The 21832-nt window shown below is 69.8% G+C and carries 19 protein-coding genes and 4 pseudogenes; 3 read left to right on the top strand and 20 right to left on the bottom strand.

Annotated elements, in window-relative coordinates:
- Positions 1-235 precede the first annotated feature (235 nt).
- From K3769_RS41265 to K3769_RS40445, 12 genes and pseudogenes are all read right to left on the bottom strand, one after another.
- Positions 236-379, bottom strand: coding sequence for a hypothetical protein (locus K3769_RS41265; RefSeq protein WP_372515191.1), 144 nt, complete (start codon positions 377-379; stop codon positions 236-238).
- 391 nt (positions 380-770) lie between these two features.
- Positions 771-941, bottom strand: a pseudogene (locus K3769_RS41025) (hypothetical protein); the annotation flags it as partial.
- Positions 942-1368: 427 nt separating this feature from the next.
- Positions 1369-2607, bottom strand: coding sequence for an FAD-dependent monooxygenase (locus K3769_RS40490; RefSeq protein WP_267031199.1), 1239 nt, complete (start codon positions 2605-2607; stop codon positions 1369-1371).
- Complete coding sequence (locus K3769_RS40485) at positions 2604-4001, bottom strand: MFS transporter (RefSeq protein ID WP_267031756.1); 1398 nt, start codon at positions 3999-4001, stop codon at positions 2604-2606. The genes K3769_RS40490 and K3769_RS40485 overlap by 4 nt, the downstream gene beginning before the upstream one ends.
- Before the next feature lie 301 nt (positions 4002-4302).
- Complete coding sequence (locus K3769_RS40480) at positions 4303-4926, bottom strand: class F sortase (protein ID WP_372515135.1); 624 nt, start codon at positions 4924-4926, stop codon at positions 4303-4305.
- Between the two features lie 101 nt (positions 4927-5027).
- Entirely contained in the window at positions 5028-5420 is a 393-nt protein-coding gene (locus K3769_RS40475; protein ID WP_267031198.1) for a hypothetical protein, read from the bottom strand.
- Between the two features lie 123 nt (positions 5421-5543).
- Complete coding sequence (locus tag K3769_RS40470) at positions 5544-7619, bottom strand: sensor histidine kinase (RefSeq protein ID WP_267031197.1); 2076 nt, start codon at positions 7617-7619, stop codon at positions 5544-5546.
- Positions 7606-8376 carry a response regulator transcription factor gene (locus K3769_RS40465; protein WP_267031196.1) on the bottom strand — a complete coding sequence of 257 codons (771 nt, stop codon included), beginning with the start codon at positions 8374-8376 and terminating at the stop codon, positions 7606-7608. Before K3769_RS40465 ends, K3769_RS40470 begins: the two co-directional genes overlap by 14 nt.
- Before the next feature lie 152 nt (positions 8377-8528).
- A pseudogene (locus tag K3769_RS40460) lies at positions 8529-8669 on the bottom strand (MerR family transcriptional regulator); the annotation flags it as partial.
- Positions 8670-8748: 79 nt separating this feature from the next.
- Positions 8749-10979 (bottom strand): annotated as a pseudogene (katG, locus tag K3769_RS40455) (catalase/peroxidase HPI).
- Between the two features lie 162 nt (positions 10980-11141).
- Positions 11142-11843 carry an MIP/aquaporin family protein gene (locus K3769_RS40450; RefSeq protein WP_267031195.1) on the bottom strand — a complete coding sequence of 234 codons (702 nt, stop codon included), beginning with the start codon at positions 11841-11843 and terminating at the stop codon, positions 11142-11144.
- 339 nt (positions 11844-12182) lie between these two features.
- Positions 12183-12735 (bottom strand): annotated as a pseudogene (locus tag K3769_RS40445) (class I SAM-dependent methyltransferase); the annotation flags it as partial.
- Between the two features lie 152 nt (positions 12736-12887).
- On the opposite strand from K3769_RS40445, the gene K3769_RS40440 reads away from it, so the two are divergent.
- Complete coding sequence (locus K3769_RS40440) at positions 12888-13400, top strand: hypothetical protein (RefSeq protein WP_267031194.1); 513 nt, start codon at positions 12888-12890, stop codon at positions 13398-13400.
- Here the strand turns inward: K3769_RS40440 and K3769_RS40435 are convergent.
- Entirely contained in the window at positions 13332-14111 is a 780-nt protein-coding gene (locus K3769_RS40435) for an NAD(P)H-dependent oxidoreductase (RefSeq protein WP_267031193.1), read from the bottom strand. The genes K3769_RS40440 and K3769_RS40435 overlap by 69 nt on opposite strands.
- Before the next feature lie 138 nt (positions 14112-14249).
- On the opposite strand from K3769_RS40435, the gene K3769_RS40430 reads away from it, so the two are divergent.
- A complete protein-coding gene (locus K3769_RS40430) occupies positions 14250-15098 on the top strand; it encodes a helix-turn-helix transcriptional regulator (RefSeq protein ID WP_267031192.1) in 849 nt (282 codons plus the stop codon).
- Between the two features lie 61 nt (positions 15099-15159).
- On the opposite strand, the gene K3769_RS40425 is transcribed toward K3769_RS40430, so the two are convergent.
- Positions 15160-15672, bottom strand: coding sequence for a MarR family winged helix-turn-helix transcriptional regulator (locus K3769_RS40425; protein ID WP_267031191.1), 513 nt, complete (start codon positions 15670-15672; stop codon positions 15160-15162).
- A 110-nt stretch (positions 15673-15782) separates the two neighbouring features.
- Here K3769_RS40425 and K3769_RS40420 point away from each other — a divergent pair, with 110 nt between their 5' ends.
- Positions 15783-16091 carry a putative quinol monooxygenase gene (locus K3769_RS40420; RefSeq protein ID WP_267031190.1) on the top strand — a complete coding sequence of 103 codons (309 nt, stop codon included), beginning with the start codon at positions 15783-15785 and terminating at the stop codon, positions 16089-16091.
- 83 nt (positions 16092-16174) lie between these two features.
- Here the strand turns inward: K3769_RS40420 and K3769_RS40415 are convergent, their stop codons facing one another.
- From K3769_RS40415 to dpgA, 6 genes are all read right to left on the bottom strand, one after another.
- Positions 16175-16531 carry a hypothetical protein gene (locus tag K3769_RS40415; protein ID WP_267031189.1) on the bottom strand — a complete coding sequence of 119 codons (357 nt, stop codon included), beginning with the start codon at positions 16529-16531 and terminating at the stop codon, positions 16175-16177.
- Between the two features lie 217 nt (positions 16532-16748).
- A complete protein-coding gene (locus K3769_RS40410; RefSeq protein ID WP_267031188.1) occupies positions 16749-17570 on the bottom strand; it encodes an alpha/beta fold hydrolase in 822 nt (273 codons plus the stop codon).
- Positions 17571-17698: 128 nt separating this feature from the next.
- Complete coding sequence (gene dpgD, locus K3769_RS40405; RefSeq protein ID WP_267031187.1) at positions 17699-18520, bottom strand: enoyl-CoA-hydratase DpgD; 822 nt, start codon at positions 18518-18520, stop codon at positions 17699-17701.
- A complete protein-coding gene (dpgC, locus tag K3769_RS40400) occupies positions 18517-19827 on the bottom strand; it encodes a (3,5-dihydroxyphenyl)acetyl-CoA 1,2-dioxygenase DpgC (RefSeq protein WP_267031186.1) in 1311 nt (436 codons plus the stop codon). Before dpgC ends, dpgD begins: the two co-directional genes overlap by 4 nt.
- A 79-nt stretch (positions 19828-19906) precedes the next feature.
- Positions 19907-20569 carry an enoyl-CoA-hydratase DpgB gene (dpgB, locus tag K3769_RS40395; RefSeq protein ID WP_267031185.1) on the bottom strand — a complete coding sequence of 221 codons (663 nt, stop codon included), beginning with the start codon at positions 20567-20569 and terminating at the stop codon, positions 19907-19909.
- 17 nt (positions 20570-20586) lie between these two features.
- Positions 20587-21750, bottom strand: a complete 1164-nt coding sequence (gene dpgA, locus K3769_RS40390; RefSeq protein ID WP_267031184.1) for a 3,5-dihydroxyphenylacetyl-CoA synthase DpgA — start codon at positions 21748-21750, stop codon at positions 20587-20589.
- Positions 21751-21832 lie beyond the last annotated feature (82 nt).

Here is a 21832-nt window from a genome sequence, read left to right as displayed (position 1 = left end):
CCAGGACCGACGCCTTAGCGGCGGCCCGAAAAGAAATCACTCCGCCGCGCCGCGTCAAATCCGAGCACGACGCGACCGGACCACTCGCTACCGATGACCCTTTTACGTGGCTGCCCTGGCACCCTCAGGAGAGCGAGGAACCTGAACCCTCCGCTCCCCAGGAACCCCAGCAGCCGGCACCGTCGCAGGACCGCGCACGCGAGGGGACCTCGCTCGCCGCCTGACCCCGTCACGATCACCAGCCGGAACACCTCTGGCTGGCCGCTGGGGCGTGCGAGGCAGCGCGTTCGTCGAGCAGGCGTTTCCCGCCGGTGGAGTCGTGCACCGAGGCTGCTGTGACGATGACGGCCAGGACCGGACCGAGCGTGTCCGTGGCCACGTGACGCTTACATTCTTCGATCCTCGTGCCGCCTGGGCATTTTCCGGTACGTCGTCGAGCGCGCCGTCGCCGGGCTGCACGGCTTCCGCCGCCTGCGCATCCGCCCCCAAGGTTGTGCGCAGCCGACTTCGACGCCGTCAGACCGGCCGTCGCGCCGCGCAGCAGCCACACCGCGCCGCCGTTCCTGATCGTGCCGAGGTTCTCGCCCGGCGCACCCGCGATCAGGTCCGCCTTCCCGTCGCCCGTCACGTCGAGCAGTCGCAGCGATGGTCCGCTTACGGGTCTGGCTGGGACCGGCCGACGAGGCGTTGTAGATCTTGACGGTCCCCGGGTCGTCCCCCATCTCGGTGTCGCCGCCAGGGAAGACGCGCGTGGCGAGGTCGGCGTAACCGTCCTGGTCGAAGTCGGCGACGGCGGTGGCGGACGCTGAGGGCAGTCGTTGCGGAACGGTGGACAGGCCGTCCTTCGTGCCGAGCCACAGTTTGCCGCCCTCGGCGTGGTTCTCGTAGACAAAGAAGGTCGCGAGGTCCTCGATGCCGTCGCCGTTGAAGTCCTCGCGCACGGTGGTGGCGCCACCCGCGGCGGATGCGGTGGCAGCCGCGAGCGGCACACCGAAGGTGCCGATCAGAGCGGCGACCACCGCGGTCGATACGGCCAGTCGACGGATGCCCACAAGTCCTTCCACCCGAAGCGCGCGGCATCGGGTCCGCGTGCGGGTGACCTTCGCCGGTGAGACATACGGCAACGGCTGAGGGTCGTGTGCGGTGAACGGGACATGAACCGGAGGTCACCCGCCTCGGGCGCTCCCGTGTCCGTCCGCGGTCGTGGCGCCGGGATCCACCGGATCAACTCTTTTCGGCCGGGATCTATCCCGATGGCCGGTTTGTGGTGCACCCTGTTCGTCCGGGCCCCGCCACATCCCCCAGGTGGGGCCCCGCCGCTGGGTCCTGCCGTCCCGTCGGCGGCAGGACCCGCCGCGCCCACCGGCTCTACCGGCTCCCCGCGTATTCGGGCAGTGTGAGGGCCGAGTAGGCCGGTCTCGCCGGTGCGGAGGGCATGGTGACGAGATCGCGCAGCATGGTGTTGCGCTGCTCCAGCGCCCGCGCCGTGGTGGGAAAGAGTGTGGCCGCCCCGTTGTCGACGAGTGCCTGGTTCATGGCCACGTAGGCGCGGACGTCTCGTTCGTAGGCGGTGAAGGCGGCCGTGTGGTCCCGGTTCGTGGCCAGGGAGTGAGCGAGCATGTAAGCGCCGGCCAGCGCGAGGCTGGAACCTTGTCCGGTGAGGAACGAGGGGGCGTACGCGGCGTCGCCGACGAGCGCGACGCGGTCGCTGGACCAGTGGGGCATGCGGATCTGAGCGGCGGTGTCGATGAACAGGTCCTCCGCGTGGCGCATGGCCTCGACCAAGGCGGGGATCTCCCAACCCGCGTCCGCGAAGGCCGTGGCGACCAGGTCGCGTCGGGCATCGGGGTCCCGGAGGGCTTCGAGCAGCGGTTCCGGTTGGTGGAAGGTCAGGAAGGTGTGCAGTTCGTCGTTGTTCCCGACGGCGTAGAGGGCCGCGGCTTTCCCCGGGACGTTCCACATCACGAGTTCACGGGAGAGCCCGAAGGTGTTGGGCATGGTGAAGACGGCGAAACAGTAGCCGAGGGGACGGTGGAACCGTGCTTCGGGGCCGAACAGAATCTTCCGGGTGTGCGAGTGCATTCCGTCGGCCCCGATCATCAGGTCGTACGTGCGCCGTCGTCCACCCCGGAAGGCGACGTCGACCCCTCGGCCGGACTGGTCGAGGGTGTCGATGGAGTCGCCGAACAGGAACTCCACGTCGTCCTGCACCACTGCGTGGAGGGCCTCGGCCAGGTCCCCGCGACGCACCTCTAGATCCTGTCCGGTTGGATCCTGTCCCCCGGCGCTGCCGGTTACGGCGCGCAGGTCGAGCGAGGCCACCTCGCTGCCGTCGGCGTCGAGGAAGGTGCCGCGGCGCGAGTCGATGTGCGCGTCCCGCAGCCGCGGCAGTATGCCCATCCGCCGGACCACCTCTGTCGCGGTACCGCGGATGTCGATCGGGTAGCCCCCGCCCCGCAGCGCGTGCGCCTTCTCCACCACGGTGACCTCGTATCCGGACCGGGCCAGCCAGTACGCCAGCGCGGGTCCGGAGATACTGGCCCCGGAGATCAGCACGCTGCGCTTCGCGGTGGCGCTCACGTTCGCCGGCAGACCGGTGGGTGTCATGCTCGGGCCTCCTTCTTCGTGACGCGGACGACGAGCAGCGGCAACATGGCGACGAGGCCGGCGACGACGAATCCCGTGACGAACGCCGATTCGGTCGCTCCCCCGGTCGTCGGGTCGGCTCCGGCGTCGAGGATCGCGCCGCCGGCCTGGGCACCCAGGGCGACGCCGATCACGCGCGTCACCACGAGCAGGCCGGTGGCGATGCCGGTGTCCTCGGCCCCGACGGCGGTGGCGGTGCGGGCGAGCAGCGCCGTGGTGGCGACACCCGCTGCGAACGCGGTCAGCACCTTCGCGAGGACGAGGTGCCATGGCGCGGTGTGCAGTGACGCCAGGGTGAGCATCGTGGCCGCCATGACGACGGCGCCCACGACGACGACGGCACGCGGACCGAAGCGCCGCGCCGCGATCCCGCCGACCGAATCGCTCGCCGCCCCGGCGATGGCACCGGGTAGCAGGAACAGGCCGATGTCGGTGGCGCCCGCCCCGAAGCCGTACTCGTCGGCCGGTACCGCGAACAGTTGCGGAAGCAGCAGGAGCACCATCCCCGAACTGATGGTGATGAGGAACGTGAACACGAACGCATGCCTCATGGCAGGCCTTGTCAGCATGCGCAGATCGACCATCGGCGAGGCCGCCCGGCGCTCAACGGCGACCCATCCGGTGGCGAGGGCGACCACGGCCACCGCGATGGCACCGACCGCGAAGGGCGGCGGGCCACCGTCCCGCGTCACCGTGACGAGGCCGAGCATGAACGCGAGCAACGTACCGCTCAGCAGAACCGCGCCGGGCCAGTCGATCCCGCTGTCCGAGGGGATCGGCGGATCAGGCGGCATCAGCCATGTCACGACCAGCGTCGTCGCGATGATCACGGCCGTGGGCAGCGCGAACATCCAGTGCCAGGACAGTCCTTCGGCGATCGGCCCGGCGAACAGCATGCCCACCATGCCGCCGCCCGTGAACAGCGCGACGACCAGCCCGATCGCCACCTGGGACTCACCCGCCGAAAGGTGCTTGCGCACCAGGATGAAGGAGAGGGGCAGTGCACCGACCATGGCGCCCTGCAACACCTGACCGAGCAGCAGTACCGGTAGGTTCGGCGCCAGGGCGGCCAGCAGGCCGCCGGCCGAGACCATGCTCATCAGCCACACCAGAACCCGCTTTCCGCCGTAACGGTCGCCGAGTTTGCCTGCGACGGGTGTGACGACCGCGCCGGTGACGAGCAAGGTGTTGCCGATCAGCGCGCCTTCGCCAGGACTGACCTCCAACTCCCTTTGCAGTAAGGGCAGTGCAGGCTCCACGACGGACTGCAGGGCGCCCAGGGCGAGTGCCAGGATGCCGAGGGCACCGATCGACGGTCTGCACATGCGAACCGGGGGAACCACGGCTTCGGACATGCACGTCGCGTTCATCACCTGTCGACCACTCCAGACATGCGGGGCGGGGGAAATGCGTGGCTTCCACGCGCCTCCCACCCTTCCCTCCGGCTGCGCGCCGGGCATCGTCCGACGCCGCCGTCTTCCCCTGGTGCACCCGGACCAGCCGCTCACGTCCCCTGGTGCACGCGCACCAGGACTAGCCGCAATACCGTTGCGTTACGGGTCTGCGGGTTGAGGTCGTAAGGACGGCGTCGCCACGCATCCACATCGCCCCGACGGTGGTCGTGACGGCAGGGCGAGACGGACGCGTCAACAGCCATCAGCTCGCTGTCGCGTACACGATGAGGTTGTCGACAGGATGCCCCTGCGCGTCGAAGTCGCCGTCGCACGTGATGAGCCGTAGAGCACGTTCCTGGGTGGGCCCGTAGACCTTCTCCGTCGGGAAGGCGTTCTTGGCGACACTCTCCGTGGCCGTGACGGTGAAGTGGAGGGCTTTTCCCGTCCTGTCGGTGACGGTGATGTCCGCACCCTTCTTGATCTTCTTCAGGTCGTGGAAGACGGCCTCGCCGAAGCGGGTGTCGTTGTGGCCGATGATGACGGCCGCGCCGATCTCACCGGGCACCGCACCGCCCGTGTACCAGCCTGCGGTCATCCCCTTCTCGGCCGGCGGGACCTGGACCGTCCGGTCCGTGTTGAGGCCCAGCTCCATCAGCGAACTGGTGATCCCCACGGAGGGAACGGCCACCTCGGCAGGGGCCGCCGGAGCGTCGGCCGCAGGCCGCTCGGACTTCGGAGCGCCCGACGCGGCGGCGGGGGCGGTCGGGGCGACCCGGCCCCTCGGGTCGGGGCCGGACGAACAGCCGGTGAGCAGGGTGACGAGGGTCAACAGGGTGAGGGTCGCGAGGCGGGCCCGGGACAGGACCGGACGGTGTGCAGGGGGCAACTCGGGCTCCAGAACAGGGTGCGAGGGTTCGCCGGAACGCACAGGGCGCCGCCTGGTGAAGGGCGGCGCCACCGTTTCGTACGAGAGGTTGTGCTGCCGGGTCAGCCTTCGCGGCGGGCGGTGGTGCGGCGGCGCAGTACGTAGGTGCCTGCGCCCGCGAGCAGCAGCGCGCCGGTGGCCGAACCGATGAGCGTGCCGGTGTTGTCGTCCTGGGCGGGGGCCTCGCCCGCGGCGACACCGCCACGCGGGTAGTCCTTCCCTCCGGCCTTCCGGGCTTCGGCGGCCTTCCGGGCCTCGGCCTCCTTGAGCGTCCTGGCGTCCTCGGCCTTCTTCTTCGCCAGGGCCTCCTTGTCGGACGGGGTGGCGTCGGTCGCACCCGGCGTCGGAGTCGGATCGGTGGCGAAGGCCGCGGTGGCCGGGACGAGCAGCGCGCCGGCCGCGACGCCGGTCAGGACAGCGATACGCAGCGGGCGCAGAGTAAGACGGCGGGACATGTGAGAGCTCCAATTCCAGCCCGGCTTGGTCGTTCCTGGTTGCCGATCCGCACCAGGTTCCGGGCATGGCTTCACCCTGCAGGCCACTTGTGAGGAAACTGTCAGAGCGCTGTCGTCATCCCATCAGGGTCGACCTGGGCCCTCCGGCTTCCGTGACTCGGCTGTCGGCAGCCGCAGGGTGAAGGTGGCCCCCTCCCCCTCCGTGCTCGCCACGTCCACGGTGCCGCCGTGGGCCTCGGCGAGCTTGAGGACGATCGCCAGACCGAGGCCGCTGCCGCCGGTGCTGCGATTGCGGGACTTCTCCGCCCGCCAGAAGCGGTCGAACACGTACGGGAGGTCGGCCGCGGGAATGCCACTGCCGGTGTCGGACACCTCCACGACGAACTCGTCCCCCGGGTCGGTGACGTACCGGCGCAGGGTCACCGTGCCTCCGGCCGGGGTGTGGCGCACCGCGTTGGAGAGCAGGTTGCTGACGGTCTGCCGCAGCCGTACGGGGTCGGCGTCGAGGAGCGGTGGGTGAGGGGTGCCCGGCGGGGGTGTCAGGACCGTGAGGGTGACGCCCGCCGTCTCGGCCAACCCCTGGTGCGCGGCGGCGACCTGGCCGAGCAGCTCGTCGATCCGTACCGGCTTGCGGTGCAGCCGCAGGGCGCCCGCCTCGGCCGCGCCCAGGTCCTGGAGGTCGTTGATGAGGTGCTGGAGCTGCACCGCCTCCTCCAGGAGCGAGGAGACGAACGCGGGGTCCGGCACGGCCAGTCCGTCGTGGGCCGCCTCCAGCCAGCCCCGGATGTTACTCAGCGGCGTTCGCAGCTCATGGGCGACATCGCTGACCATCACCTTGCGCTGCTCCTCCAGGCGGGCCCGGTGCGCGGCCATGTCGTTGAAGGCCGCCGTCAGCCGTCCGATCTCGTTGTCGGAGACGACGGGCACGGGCACCGGCGTCGCGTCCAGGCCCTTCCGCATGCGCTGGGCGGCGCCGGTGAGCGCGTGCAACGGGCGTACGAGCCTGGCTCCGGCGAGCACCGAGGCGCCGACGGTGAGGGCGAGGACCAGAGCGGTGACACCGGCGATGCGTGCGGTGTTGGCGCGGGAGAGGTCGAGGCCAGGCACACCGGCGGCACCGGGGCCGCCGATGAACAGGAGTGCGGGCTCGGCGACATAGCCCGTGAGCTGTTCCCGGCGGGCGCTTTCGACACAGTTGCCCACGGCCCGGTCGTACGCGCTGTCGCGGATCTCGGCGGGGGCGTAGTCGAGTGCGCCGCCGGAAGCCGCTTTGCGTTCGGCCGTCGCGGCGTCCTGCGCCTTCTTGGCGGCCAGGGCCTTCGCCTCCCGTTCGCTGAGGCCGTCCTCGGCGCCGGAGACCGCGTCGTCCCGCCCGTATGGGTAACTCCGGTCCCAGGACAGGTCCAGGTTCAGTTTCACGGCGGCGCGACCCTGTCGTTTCAGACAGGCGTCAGCCAGTTGGTTGAGGGCGCTCAGGGCCTTCCGCTCGGTCGCGGTGGGACCGACCGGGTAGGACGCAAAGCACTTCGCCTCCATGTCACGGTCGGTGACGCTGTCGGTCCCCTCGTCGGTCTCGTCGCTCACGTACTGAACGCGGGGCCGTCCGCCCGGACTCTCGACGACGTCGGCGGCGATACCCATCCGGCTGAGGCACTCCACCCTCCCGGCGGCGGCCTTCCGTAGTGCGTCGTGTTCCTTCGCGGGCAGCCGGAAGGGCCCCACGGCCCGTGGATCGACGCGGTCGCCGCCGGCCTTGGCCGCGTCGGGCACCAGCACGGTATCGACGGAACGCGGATCCACGACCGCCGAGGCCTGCTGAGCGAGCAGATCGTCGGACGAACCGCCGCCCGCTGAGGGCGAGTCGGACGAGTCCACGAACGGGCGTCGGCCCGGTGTGGTGAGCACGATCCGGCGCCCGGACTCCAGGGCCAGACCTCGCACGGTGGTGTCGGCGCCGTCCCAGTCGGGATGGGTGGCCGCGTAGCCGAGGAGGGTGTTGTAGATCTTCGCGTCGGACTTGAGGTTCTGCCCCTGCTCCTGGCGGATCGCGACGGAGGTCGTCTGCACGGCCAGCCAGGCGGTCGCGGCGACCGAGCACGAGGCCACCAGCGCCGACACGGTCAACAGCCGCCCCGCCAGGCTCTTGCGCAGCGGCAGCCGGGCGGCCCCTGCCGCTCCTCCCCTGTCAGGACGACGCATGGCGCACGTTCTTCGCGGGGTCCGTGAGTTTGTAGCCGACGCCGAAGACAGTGATGAGGCGGGCCGGCCGTCGTGGGGCGCGCTCGATCTTCTTGCGCAGGTTCATGACGTGCACGTCGACGGTCCGGCCGCTGATGTACTTGTCGAAGCCGTGCAGCTCGTCCAGAAGCCGTGCCCTGGTGAAGACCCGGCCGGGCTCGGCCGCCATCGCCGCGAGAAGACGGAACTCTCCGGGCGTGCACTCGACGGGCGTCCCGGCGACCGACACCTCGTGCCGCAAGGGATCGACCCTGAGCACGCCGACCGTCAACACCCCTTCATCCGGCACCGCTTCGGGCTCCGGGGCGGGAGCGGGGAGTGGTTCGGTCGCCGGAGCCGGGTCAGGGCCGCGCCGGTTGCGGCGCAGCAAAGTCCGTACCCGGGCGGTGAGTTCACGCGGACTGAACGGCTTGGTCATGTAGTCGTCGGCACCGAGGTCGAGGCCGAGCAGCAGATCGTCCTCGGTGCTGCGGGCCGTCAGCATCAGCACCAGCACCTCCCGGCGTTCGGCGCGCAGGATCCGTACGACGTCGAGACCGTCGGCCCCGGGCATCATCACGTCGAGGACGACCAGGTCGGGTTCCTGGTGCCGGACCGTCTCGAGAGCCGTCCGGCCGTCCTCGACGACCGTGACGGCGTGACCCTCGTGCTCCAGGTAACGGCGCACCAGTTCGGCCTGCTTCGCGTCGTCTTCGGCAACCACAATGTTTGCGCACACGCCGCAGATCGTAGCGACCGCCGGCGCCAGGAGGTCGGAAGTGCCCTTACCGTGACGGCGGTTCGGTGGTGGACGGGCGAGGGCGCGGCGCTGCAGTCGAGCGTTCCGTGAGGCCGAGAAGCAGCTCGGTGAAGCGGGCGTCGCCGCGGCATGCGGCGACCGTCCCCACCGTGCCCGGGTTCCGGCAGCAGACCGATCTGGTGGTAGTGGCGGATGGCGCGTGGGGCGATCCCGGCGAACGCGGCGGCATCACCCATCTTGACCTGCCGGGGAGGCGCGAGGGAGGGGTACATCGCAGACGGAACCGTTCGTGCTGGGATGCCCCGCCCCCACCACATGCCGCTACGGCATGTGCAACAACCGGACTGAGTGTCAGACCAGGTCGAAGCGGTCCGCGTTGGAGACCTTGACCCATGCCTGGACGAAGTCCTTGACGAACTTCTCCTTCGCGTCGTCGCTCGCGTAGACCTCCGCCAGCGCGCGCAGCTCGGAGTTCGAGCCGAAGACGAGGTCGGCGCGTGTGCCGGTCCACTTGACCTGGCCGGTGGACGCGTCGCGGCCTTCGAAGGCGGTCTGGTCGGCGGAGGTGGAGGTCCACGTCGTGCCGAGGTCCAGGAGGTTGACGAAGAAGTCGTTCGTCAGGGTTCCGGGGGTGTCGGTGAAGACGCCGTGGGTGGACTGGCCGTGGTTGGCGCCCAGGACCCGCAGACCGCCGACGAGGACGGTCAGCTCGGGAGCGCTCAGGCCCAGCAGGTTGGCCTTGTCGAGGAGCAGGAACTCGGCGGGGAGGCGGTTGCCCTTGCCGAGGTAGTTGCGGAACCCGTCGGCGGTCGGCTCGAGCGCGGCGAACGACTCGGTGTCGGTCTGTTCCTGGGAGGCGTCGGTGCGGCCCGGGGTGAAGGGCACCTCGATGTCGACGCCGCCGTCCTTGGCCGCCTTCTCGACGCCCGCCGCGCCGGCGAGGACGATCAGGTCGGCGAGGGAGACCTGCTTGCCGCCCGGCTGCGCGGAGTTGAAGGACGACTGGATGCCTTCGAGGGTGCGCAGGACCGGGGCGAGCTGGTCGGGGTTGTTGACCTCCCAGCCGCTCTGCGGCTGCAGGCGGATGCGGGCGCCGTTGGCGCCGCCGCGCTTGTCGCTGCCGCGGAAGGTGGAGGCCGAAGCCCACGCCGTGGAGATGAGCTCGGAGACCGTCAGACCCGAGGCAAGGACCTGCTCCTTCAGCTCGGCGATGTCCGCCGTGTCGATCAGCTCGTGGGTGAGGGCCGGGAGCGGGTCCTGCCACAGCAGGGTCTCCTGGGGGACCTCGGGGCCGAGGTAGAGGGACTTGGGGCCCAGGTCACGGTGGGTGAGCTTGTACCAGGCGCGGGCGAAGGCGTCCGCGAACTGGTCGGGGTTCTCGTAGAAACGGCGCGAGATCTCCTCGTACGCCGGGTCGAAGCGCAGCGCCAGGTCGGCGGTGAGCATCTTCGGGGCGTGGCTCTTGGAGGGGTCGTGGGCGTCGGGGATCGTCCCGGCGCCCGCGCCGTCCCTGGCCACCCACTGGTTCGCGCCCGCGGGGCTCTGGGTGAGCTCCCACTCGTACTCGAAGAGGTTCTTGAAGAAGCCGTTGCTCCACCGGGTGGGCGTGCTCGTCCAGGTGACCTCCAGGCCACTGGTGATGGTGTCGCCGCCCTTGCCGCTGCCGTAGCTGCTCTTCCAGCCCAGGCCCTGCTCCTCCAGCGGGGCGGCCTGGGGTCGTCGCCGACGTGGTCCGCCGGGCCCGCGCCGTGGGTCTTGCCGAAGGTGTGACCGCCCGCGATCAGGGCGACCGTCTCCTCGTCGTTCATCGCCATCCGGCGGAACGTCTCACGGATGTCACGGGCCGAGGCGACCGGGTCCGGGTTGCCGTTGGGGCCCTCGGGGTTGACGTAGATGAGACCCATCTGGACCGCGCCCAGCGGGTTCTCCAGCTCACGGTCACCGGTGTAGCGCTCGTCGGCCAGCCAGGTGGTCTCAGGACCCCAGTAGACGTCCTCGTCGGGCTCCCACACATCGGCGCGGCCACCGGCGAAGCCGAAGGTCTCAAAGCCCATGGTCTCCAGGGCGACGTTGCCGGTCAGGATCATCAGGTCGGCCCAGGACAGGCTCTGGCCGTACTTCTTCTTCACCGGCCACAGCAGACGGCGGGCCTTGTCGAGGTTGACGTTGTCCGGCCAGCTGTTCAGCGGCGCGAAACGCTGCTGGCCGGCGCCGGCGCCACCACGGCCGTCACTGATGCGGTACGTGCCCGCACTGTGCCAGGCCATACGGATCATCAGCGGGCCGTAGTTCCCGAAGTCCGCGGGCCACCAGTCCTGCGAAGTCGTCAAAACCTCCGCGATGTCCCGCTTGACCGCGGGAAGATCGAGGCTCTGGAACGCCTCGGCGTAGTCGAACTCCTCACCGAGGGGGTTCGCCACGGCCGGGTTCTTGGCAAGGATCTTCAGGTTGAGGCGCTCGGGCCACCACTGACGGTTGCCCCCGCCCTGGGTCGGATGCGGGGCGCGACCGTGCGCGACCGGGCAGCCGCCGGTCTCCTCCGGCTTCGGGTCCGTGACGATCGCGTCATGGTTCTCGGTCATGGGGAATCCTTCCGAACGGCATGGACTGCAAAGTAAGAGACGCGACAGTGCACAGGCACTCTCTGGACGGCGGACGCACCATCTCCACCACATCGCCCCGGACGCGTATCGGGTGTTTCGCTGACACCTGCGGGTGAGACACCGCTCACCGTCCTGAGAAACTCAGGCGGGATTCCGAACTCCGGAATCCGGGGTGTCGACGCCACGTGTTGCGTCCGGTTCGGTCGGCAGCACACCGCGGTCATGAGGATTGAGGGCGAGGAAAGCGAAAGCCGCCAGGGCGCCGCCCACGCTCTGCGAAAGGAGGAAGACCCACAGCGAGGACCAGGAAAACAAGCCGGCCATGGAACCCGCCACGGCCACAGCGGGATTGAAGGCTCCTCCGGATACGCCACCCACTGCCACCGCACCCGCGAGGACGGTGAAACCGATGGCCAGACCGTAGAACGAGTTCATCTCGTGGTCGCTGCTGGTGGCGACGTTGAGGACTACGTAGGCCAGTGCGAAGGTGAAAAGAACCTCCACCATGAGCGCGGCCCCGAGTTGACGGCCCGAGAAGGACACGGCCGTGACGTCTGCCGGGTTGACGACCCAGCGACCGATCAGCCCTCCAACCGCTGCACCCACTACCTGGGCCACGACGTAGGCACCTGCGTCGGCCGCTGCGATCCTGTGCCGCAGGAAGACCGCGAGCGTGACGGCCGGATTGAAGTGGGCACCGGATACATGGCCTCCGGCGTATACCATGACCATCAGAACTGCGCCTATGGCCAATGGCGCCAACGCGGCCTTGGAAAGCACCGCCGTGGTGATGGTTAACATAAGAAACAGCGTTCCGATGAACTCAGCCAGCCACTTCTTCACGTCTCTCCTTCTCAATTCTATTGGGACGGGAAAACGACACACGAAGCGTTGCGTATACGTTTCGAAGGGAATGGCTGAATCTTTTGCCGACCATCCACTCCCCCTTCCCGGTACCTTAGAACCAGATGACGCACTGCCCAGTATGTAAACCCTTACGAAACTCTGACGTACTCAGGTCTGTTCCCCGTGCGGTGAAACCGGTGACTGCGGTTGCGGGGGTCTCGTCGACAGCCGTTTCGCGGTTCGGCAGTGCGTGACATCGGGAAATGAGCTGGTCACCTGCCGCGTACGCGACGATGTCGGGGCGCGTGGACCGCGGGCCGGACTCTCAGACTGTCCCCGGCCGTGGATACTGACGGCGTAGCCGCCGCCGTCGTAGGGGCGGCATCCCAGGTGGCGAAGCGGTCGACGAGGGTGAGGTCGGCTGCGGCACAGCAGTCGTCGTACTCCGACAGCGTGATGCTCGGCAGCACGGGCAGATGGGCCTCGTCCAGGCGGAAGCCGACGGCCCTCAGAACGCCCGAACGCAGGGCCGCGGCGAGGCGGCCGGCCACCGTTGCCTCGGTGCCGGCGGCGAGCAACGGGAAAATGCCGCCTGCGGCGACCACGAGATCGAAGTCCGCCGCGATGCCGACCCCAGCCGGCGAACCCGGTCAGATCGGCCTGGAACCAGGGCAGTTCCGGCGCCTGCTGCTGCGCCACTGCCGGCACCGACGCGTCGAGATCCACCCCGACGCAGTCGTACCCGAGCTCCGCGAGCCGGATCGCGACCCGTCCCGGTGTCGCAACCGGCGTCCAGCACCCGCGCTCCAGCAGGCACGAGAGCTGCGCAGAACCGTGCCTCACCGTGCACGTCCTGCGCTGGGCAGATGTGGGACTGGGACCCCAACATCTGCTGCACGGGGCATGCCCTGGCCCCGCTCGGGCAGTCGCTGGCCGGGTTCTCGTCTCTACCGTGACGGTGGAGGAGGCGACACCGATGGGCTCACTGTTCGAGGAGTTGGAGACCCGGGGGGGCGGCGGCCCGGGAGCGGATGGACGACCTTGAGGGTCAACTTGCCGGAGCCGACGCGCGAGTACGTCGCGGGCGACATCGAGGAGGGCACGGCCGTGACTGCAGGCGTACCCACGCAGGCAGATCAGCGCGCTGCCGCAGTCGGTGTCGAGCTGGGCGGCGAGCACGCCGGTGGCCTGGTGGACTTCGGCGACCCGCAGGCCGGGTTTGCCCAGCAGGGCGATCTGGGCCGGGGCAGAGTGCGCTGCGGTGGTTTCCAGACCGGGGCCCTGGCCCTGGCCCTGGCTCTGGACCTGGCTCTGGACCTGGCTCTGGACCTGGACCTGGACCTGGACCTGGACCTGCTGCGGATCCTCCAGTGCGACGGTGTCTTCACCGAGGGACTGTACGAGCTCGGCCGGGCGGCCGGTGCTGGACAGGAGACGGGCTGCTTCTCGGGTTCGCGCCCGGCTCGTCCTGTCCGTCTCCCGCGGTCAGCCCCGCACGTGCAGCCCGAAACCCGTGCGGCCCGCGGGCTCCAGTCCCTCCATCAGCTGCAGTGAGGGGATCTCGTAGTCACCGAAGTTCTGCCGCCGGAAAGCGATCGGCTCGGTCGACTCCAGGGTGAGCAGGCGCTGCTCCCAGGCCTTGGCGACGTCCGGGTAGTCCTTGTCAGTCATCCGGTCGGTGCTGTACAGCACGAACGGCGGCAGTACCTCGATGCCCGGGTAGTAGAGGATGCCGTGCTGAATCGGGAACAGCAGATCGTCGATGGGGCCGGCGATCCCGCGGGCGGCGTAATGCGGCTCCGGGCCGCCGGTGGTCACCGACAGCAGGGCCCTGCGGCCCGCGAGGGTTCCTTCGCCGAAGCGCTCGCCGTACTTGGTGTCGCTGTGCTCGCCGACGCCGTACGCGAAGTGGAACGTGAACACCCGATCCACCCAGCCTTTGAGGATCGCAGGCATCGTGTACCACCACAGCGGGAACTGGAAGATGATCGTGTCGGCCCACAGAAGCTTCTCCTGCTCGGTGCCGACGTCCGGAGTGAGCGTCCCGGCATCGAAGGCCCGGCCCGAGTCCCGCGCGACTTTCAGCGGACTCGACGCATGGACGCCGTAGTCCGCGGCGTCCACGACCGCCTTCCAGTTCATCGCGTACAGATCACTCACCTGCACTTCGTGCCCCGCATTGTCCAATGTGGACACCGCGAGGTCCTTCAGCGAGCCGTTGAGCGACTTCGGCTCCGGGTGGGCATAGACGATCAGCGTCTTCACGGGAACTCCTTCGGATCGGATGCCCTCGATCCTGGGCTTCGCGGCGCCCGGCGTTCAGGGACGCCTCTTCCGTGGACTGGACTTCCTGGTAACGGCAGTACCACCTCCGCGGGCAGCGGCGAGGCCATACTGGGAAGCATGGACGATCTCGCGAGCTTCCTGCGGACCCGGCGCTCACGGGTCGATCCGGCGGCCGTCGGCATCCCCACCGACAGCCGCCGCCGAGTCGAAGGGCTGCGTCGCGAAGAGGTCGCGCACCTGTCCGGAGTGAGCTTCGACTACTACGTACGCCTGGAACAGGGCCGCGCGACCCAGCCTTCCGAGCAAGTCCTCAACGCGCTCGCCCGTGTCCTTGGCCTCGACGAGACCGAACGCGGGCACCTCTGCCGACTCGCCCGGCAGCGCCGTCGCCGTGCGAAGACGCCGGGCGGGCAAGTCCGGCCAGAGCTGCTGCGCGTCCTCGACCTGGTCGCCGACGCACCCGCGCTGATCATGGACCACCGCATGAACGTGCTCGCCGGGAACCGCCTCGCCGGGCTCCTCTACGGCCGGTCCAAGCCGGGCCTGAACAGCGCCCGGCACATCTTCCTCGATGAGGCCGAGCGCGGCCTCTACGCGGACTGGGAGAACTGCACCCTCGACGTGGTCGGGCACCTGCGCCTGGCCGCCGGCAAGTACCCCGAGGACCCCCATCTGGCTTCGCTGATCGGCGAGTTGGCGATGGGCAGTGAGCGCTTCCGCCGCCTCTGGGCGCGCGCGGACGTGCGTGCCCGCGTCCATGGACGCAAGGCGTACCAGCACCCGCTGGTCGGACTGCTGGAACTGCACCAGGAGAGCTTCGCACCAGCGGACGAATCAGGTATGGAGTTGTTGGTGTTGTCCGCGGCCCCCGGCAGTCCCGCCGAGGACGGCCTGCGCCTGCTCGCGAGCCTGGGCGCGGACCGCGGTGACACGCATCCCAAAGTGAACGCTCAGGTCCACGAGTAACCCGACGACGCCCGCCCTCTCCGGTAACGCTTCTGATGCCCGGGCCGTCGCAACGGCGCGGTCATCCGTCCGAGGTCTCCTCGGTCGGGTGCGAGGCGCCGCGGCTGAGCAGTCCGTAGAGCACCTCGCGCTCCTGAACGGTCAGGCCCGGGAGCAGTTGGGACAGGCCGTCGTCCGCCAGGAGGTCTGCCTTCCGCAGCGCTCTACGTCCGGCGGGTGTCACGACGACCCGGCTGCGGCGGCGGTCCGCCGGATCGCGGCGCCGTTCCACCAGGCCGGCTTCCTGGAGGCGGTCGACGGCGATGACGGCGATGCCGGGTGCTTTCCCCAGCAGGCGAGCGAGTTCTTGCTGGGTGCCGGGCTTATCGGTGGTGAGGATGGCGAGTACCGCGTAATCGCGGCCGTTGAGCCCGCTGGGCGCCAGCCACTCGTCACCGGCGGCTTCGAGAGCGGTGCCGATGCGAGCGAGCAGCAGGGACGGGCGGCTTGCGACGCCTGCGGCGAAGGCTCGACTGTCCGGGTCGCCGTCAGCGGCCGGGGGCTGCGAAGGTCGACCAGCAGCAGAATCATTCATGTATTGCATCGTATCCCGATGGAGTGGTAATTTCGCGATCACATCATTCAGCCGTTGAATGATGTCGACGTTGCAGTCAAGTGGGCGTCATCACCGTACGGAGGAGAGCCATGACCATCGTGGTCCACGGCGTAGCGCGCGTGCGGTCCGACATGCTCGATGCGGTTCTGAGGGCCGCAGCGCTGATGAGCAACTCGAGTCGGGCCGAGCCAGGCTGCAACCGATACCAGTTCTCGCAAGATGTCGTGGATCCGACCGTCTTGGTTCTGATGGAGGAGTGGGCGTCCGAGGAAGCACTGCAGACTCACCTGGCATCACCTGCATTCGCCGAATTCGCCGCGATCTTCAGCCGCGCGTTCGACGGAACTCCCGAGTTCGTGCGCTTCAGCGCCCATGACGGCGAGCCCCTTTTCGGCTGAATCCGCCTCCTCCGGCGCGGGTTCGGTGGCGGTCGACAGCCGGGCGAGGCGCGAACCGTCGGCAGCCGCAGGGAGCAGGTCGCTCAGCCGACTCCAACCGCGGCGCCCAGTTGCGGCGAGTACCGCGGCGCCCACGGGCCGCAGGGCGAACCCGTCAGCCGGCACGATCTTGGCAGGCAGGACGTCCGGTCCGGTGTAGGCGGATCGCGCACCGCAAGCGCGCAGATGGCGCTGTGCGGCACGTCCGCACATGCCGCCGACTGTGCGCGCGGCCGGGCCATGGACAGGCCCGCAGTGACGGGTTCTCTGCGCACGGCAGCCGCGTCGGTGCCCGCGGCTGCCGTGCGCCAGGGTTCAGCATGTCCGTGGGCACCGAGCCGCCGGGTCAGGGTCGCGCCGATGCTGACGGTGCCGAGGACACCGAGGACACCGATCTTCATGGTGTTCCGTTCGTGTACGTGCGTTGCCGTTGATGCGTTCTCCCCGATCACTGCCGCCGCAGGTCGCGAGCACGGGATGCCGCCCGGACCGCGTCGCGCGACGCCGCACCGGCTGGTGCCACTGCCCGTTGCGGTCCCATAGCCCGTTGCGGTGGCACGGCCTCAGTCGGCCGCCGGGTGTCCCAGGGATTCACAGAGAGCCTGATCACCGGTTGCTTCACCCCGTGAGGAACCCGATGACCGCCTCGTTCACGGCGTCCGGCCGCTCCAGGTAGCCGTAGTGGCCACAGCCGGGTATCTCGGTGTACGCGGCTGCCGGGATGGCCGCGGCGAGTTCGCGTGACAGGTAGGGGCGGACGACCAGGTCGTCCTGGAAGGCGAGGACGAGGCAGGGGCGGGTGATCCGGCGGTAGCTCGGCAGGCGGTTCGGGATGACTTCGAGGCCCAGTTGCGCGCGGACCGTCGACGGGTCGGGGCCGGCGAGTTCGAGAATGCCGAGCCAGTCCCTCAGGCTGTCCTCGTCGTCGAGCGTCCGTGGTGAGAGGTTCTGCAGGGCCTGGCGGTACGCGGACACGGCGGGAGGGATCTTGACGCCGCTGTCGGCCAGTTCGATGTCGGCGGCCGACATGGCGGTGATCAGCGCGTCCGCTCGTCCGCAGCTGGCCATCAGGACGGCCCGCGTGACGAGTTCGGGCCGGGCGAGGAGGAGTTCCTGCGTGATGAGACCGCCCAGCGAGTGGCCCACGACACGGCAGGGTCCCGCGCCCAGGTGCTCGATCAGACCGGCGACGTCCGCGGCCATGTCGTCGAGAGTGAATCCGGCGTGGGACGGTCCGGTCGGCGGGATGCCGCGGTTGTCGAGCGTGATCACCCGGTGGCCGGCCGCCCTGAGGGCGGGCACCTGATGGGCTCGCCAGACCCGTCCCGGGGCGCCGGTGCCGGCGACCAGCACGACGGGCTCCCCCGAGCCGCCGTGGTCGTCGTGACCGTCGTGATCTTCGTAGCTGAGGTCAGTTCCGTTGACGCGCGCGATCGGCATCGTCCTATCCTTCCACCGCCTCCCGGGGGGACGGCCCTTGGCGTACGGAGCGAACCGCCACGCTGTTCGGAGACCGAGACGCCAGGGCCCGCCGACGGGTTCACCCCCACCGACGGACCACGCTCACCTCACCGGCCGGACCACACGGGATCCCGCTTCTCCGCGAAGGCCCGGGGGCCTTCCACGGCGTCCCGGCTGTGCATACGCCGTTCCTCCCACGCGTACCTCGTGGCGAACGCCTCCTCCAGGGGCTGGTCGAGCGAGCGCATCACCGCTTCCTTGATGGCCCGTACCGACAGGGGCGCGCTGCGGATCAGGTCGTCCGTCCAGGCGTCGACCCGTCGGTCCAGGTCTCCTTCCTCGGCGACCTCGTTGACCAGTCCGAAGCGCAGTGCTGTCGCCGCGTCGATGGGTCGCCCGGTGAGCAGATGTCCCATGGCCGTCTTCAGAGGCAACTGGCGGGCGAGCCTGAAGGCGCCGCCCGCCCCCGGGACCAGCCCGAGCCGCGCCTCCGGCAGGGCGAACCGCGCGTCGTGCGAGGCGATGACGAGGTCGCAGGCGAGCGCCAGCTCGAAGCCCCCGCCGAGGGCGTAGCCGTTGACCCGTGCCAGGACCGGTTTGGAGAGGGTGAACCGCTCGGTGAGCCGGGGCCAGCCCGGCAGGCCCCGGCTTCCGAACGTCGTCCGAGGGGTCTCTTCCGCGTCGAGGCGGCTGCGTTCCTTCAGGTCCTGGCCGACGGAGAAGGCCCGGTCGCCCGCCCCGGTGAGGACCACGACGCGGATGTCGTCGTCGGCCTCCACGTCGTCCCAGACACGGGCGAGTTCCTCGTGCATGCGCAGGTCCATGGCGTTCAGGACCTCGGCACGGTCGAGGGTGACGCGGGCTACGTGGTCCTTCTTCTCGTACCGCACCCGGCCACGGTCGTCGGGGCTCACCCGGTCCCCGGTCACGACGACGGCCTCGCCGCGAACCTGCCGACCTTGTGGATCACGTCCTCCCCGTACAACCTCAGTGCCTGCTGGAGGGCGAACTCCGCCATGTACGCACGAAACGCGTCGACGGGCTCCTCGGCGAGGTTGAGCATGCGCCGGTTGGCGAGCACCGCCTCGCCGTCGAGGCGCTGCAGGCTCCGCTCGACGGCGGCGTCCAGCTCGCGCGGGTCCACGACCTCGTCCACCAGCAGCCGGGCCTGCGGCTCCGAGGCCCAGATCCTGCGCCCCTCCAGGATGACCTGGCGGGACAGCCGGGGTCCGGCGTACCTGCTGAAGCGGAAGTTGGCCACGCCGGGGATGATCCCCTCCTTGGCGGCGGGGAGGCTGAGGTAGGCGTCGGACGCGGCGAGGACATGGTCGAACACCAGCAGTAGTTGGGCGCCCCCGCCGATCGCGAAGCCGTCGACAGCGGCGACCCACGGCTTCTCGACGTACGGCGAGTGCCACCGGTCCGGGTCCTCGACCAGCAGGCCCCGGACGAGTTTGTGGAGGTAGCCGAGTTCACGGCGGAGCAGGAAGTCGACCAGGGAGATGTCACCGGAGCTCAGGTTCTTGAGGTTGATGCCCGCGCTGAACACCCGCTTGCCGCGGTGGCGGGGATGGCTCATCTCCCCTCCGCGCAGCAGGCCGACCCGGATGCCCGGATCGAGGAGAGCAAGGTCTACGGCCGTCTCCATGTCGTCGACCTGCTGGTTGTCCTCGGCGTTGAGCCGGTCGTGGCGGCACATCGTCAACCGTGCGACGCCGTCGCGGCGTTCGAGCCGTACGGCCTCCATCTCCACGACACCGGTCCGCAGGAACTCCGGCAGCAGCCCCCGCGCTCTGGCCGTCGGCCGGAGCATGGCGTCGAGGAGGTGCGGACCGGCCGAGGCCGACCGCAGAACGGCCCGCAGGAAGATGCCCTGATCGATCTCGTGGCCTTCCTTGTCGGCCTGCGGCCGGTTCCGCTCCTGTGCGAGCCGGCCGGCGTCCGGCACCAGGCCGGGGAAGGCGGTCGCCCCGGCCGCGACCAGTTCATCGATCCGCAGGCCGCGGGTGCGCCCTTCGGTGAGCCGGTCGTACACGGCGTCGCCGTACCCGTCCAGGAACCGGGCGCGCAGGGCGCGGGCCCTGTTCTTCACCGCCTCGGCCGCGTCCCGTTGTTCGGGTGTGCGGCGCGTCGGGTACGGCAGGGACGCCAGTGTCTTGTCCACGCGCTCGGCGGCCTCCGTCAGCGCCGACCACTGCGCACGCGCGGTCTCCTGCTCCCACACGGTGGTCGTCATACGGCCGCCCCGCCTTGCGTCCTCACCCGGTGCGGACGGGGGGTGTCCGCACCGGGGTGTCCGTGGCTCGGCCGCGTCATCACGCGGCCTCCTCGACGGTGCGCCGCAGAGCGCGGTCGCAGGCCGCCAGGTGCGGGCCGAGGGCGTCCTCGAAGCTGACCGTCATCGCGTCGAGGAGCAGTTGGCGCCGCAGGGCGAGCTCCTTGCCCGACAGTCCCTCGCAGCGCTGGACGGCTGCGGCCACAGCGGTGTCCGGCGTCTCGGTCACCTCGTCGGCGATGCCCAGTGTCAGCGCCTCGGACGCGGGGATCGGGTTCCCGAACAGGACGGCACGGCGGGCGCGCGCGGCGCCGGCCAGGCGGGCGAGCCGGAACGCGGCCATGCCGGGCCAGGTGGCCTCCCCGTCGAAGGGCAGGAGAAGACGACTGCCGCGCGTCGCGATCCGGATGTCGGCGGTGAGGAAGGCGTCGAGGGCCACTCCGCCGCAGTCGCCGGCCGCGACCGCGACACTGACCCCGGGCAGCCGTTCGAGCCGCCGCAGCACCCGTTCCCACTTGGTGACGAGGGAGACGTCCAGCCCGTCGGCCCAGTCCGGCGCGGGTGTGCCGGTGGCCCGTAGGATCGCGGCCCCGCCCCGGTCCTCCATCTCGTCGCACAGGACGGTGAGGTCCTTGACGGTCCTGATCGACAGTGGCCGGGATCCATCAACGGCCAGTGTCCGCACGGTACTTACGTCACTCACTGCGCTCTCTCCTGTCTTCACCACTGGACCAGCGCCGTTTCGAGCGTGGATCCCGGGCCCATGGTCATGAGCACTCCGTAGTCCCCGGTCCGGGTCACCTGCTCGTCGAGGAGCCGTTCGTACGAGAAAAGGAACGACCCGCTCGACACGTTGCCGTAGTCCCGCAGGACACCGACGGTGTGGCGCAGGTCATGGCGGGTCAGACCGAGGTTGACGACCACCGCGTCGATCACCTTCTTGCCGCCGGAGTGCACGAGCCAGTGGCGGATGTCGCTCCTGCGCAGGCCCGTGTCCTGGAGCAGGCGGTCGACCACGATCTCGGCATGGGCACCGACGACGTAGGGGATCTGGGGGTCGAGGTAGAAGCTGAACCGGTCCAGGTCGCGGTCCCAGTCGTAGCGCATCGCGCCGATCGCGTCGGGGATGATGCAGCTGGCGAACTTCAGGAGGGCCGGACCCTCGGCCGCGCCGGACGCCTCGTCATCCGGTCCCGACCTCAGGGCGACCGCCCCGGCGCCGTCGCCGAAGAGGCTGTTGACGACCGCGGTGCGCATCGAGGAGTCCATCGCGTACGCCGCCGAGCACGCCTCCGCGCAGAGGACGACGGCGAGTTCGCCCGGGTGGGCCGCGGACCAGCCGGCCACGACGTTCAGCGCGTTGAGCCCCGCGTTGCAGCCCATGCCGACGATGTCGCTGCGGCTGCAGTGCCGGTCGATGCCCAGCTCGCGGATCATCAGGGCGCTCAGGCCGGGGGTGAGGAAGCCGGTGGACGACACGCAGCACAGGTGTCGCAGATCGGAGAGTTCGGCGCCTGCCCGTTTCAGACAGGCGCGCAGTGCCTCGGCGCCCATCTCCGTGGCCATGGCCTTGTGCTTGTCGAGCAGGTCGCCCTGCGGCTCGGGGGTGCGGACGCCGTCGGAGTCCGGTTCCGGCAGGGTCAGGTGGCGCCGGTCGATGGCGCTGTTGGCGAACACGGACCGGATCCTCGGGTCGGTGATGCGGAAGGCGTCGAGCACCTCCCGCTGGGAGTAGGCGACGGCCGACGTGGCGGTCCCCACCCCGACGATCCGCGGTCGGTACGCCGTCTTCAGAGCGCCGTCACCGGTCAGGACGACGGGTACCGGAATGTCGTCCGCCAAGGCCGCCTCCAGTCTTACGGGCCGGTCCACATTGATGGTCATCGGAAAGTCCACCCCCACATACGCGGCTTGGTCCGCGGTCGCTGTGCATTGCTGTTTCCGATCACTTGCTTCGCCTTTCCCG

Origin of the sequence: Streptomyces ortus (assembly GCF_026341275.1) — a bacterium.
GTDB lineage: Bacteria > Actinomycetota > Actinomycetes > Streptomycetales > Streptomycetaceae > Streptomyces > Streptomyces ortus.
This window is presented reverse-complemented; position numbering and strand designations above follow the sequence as displayed.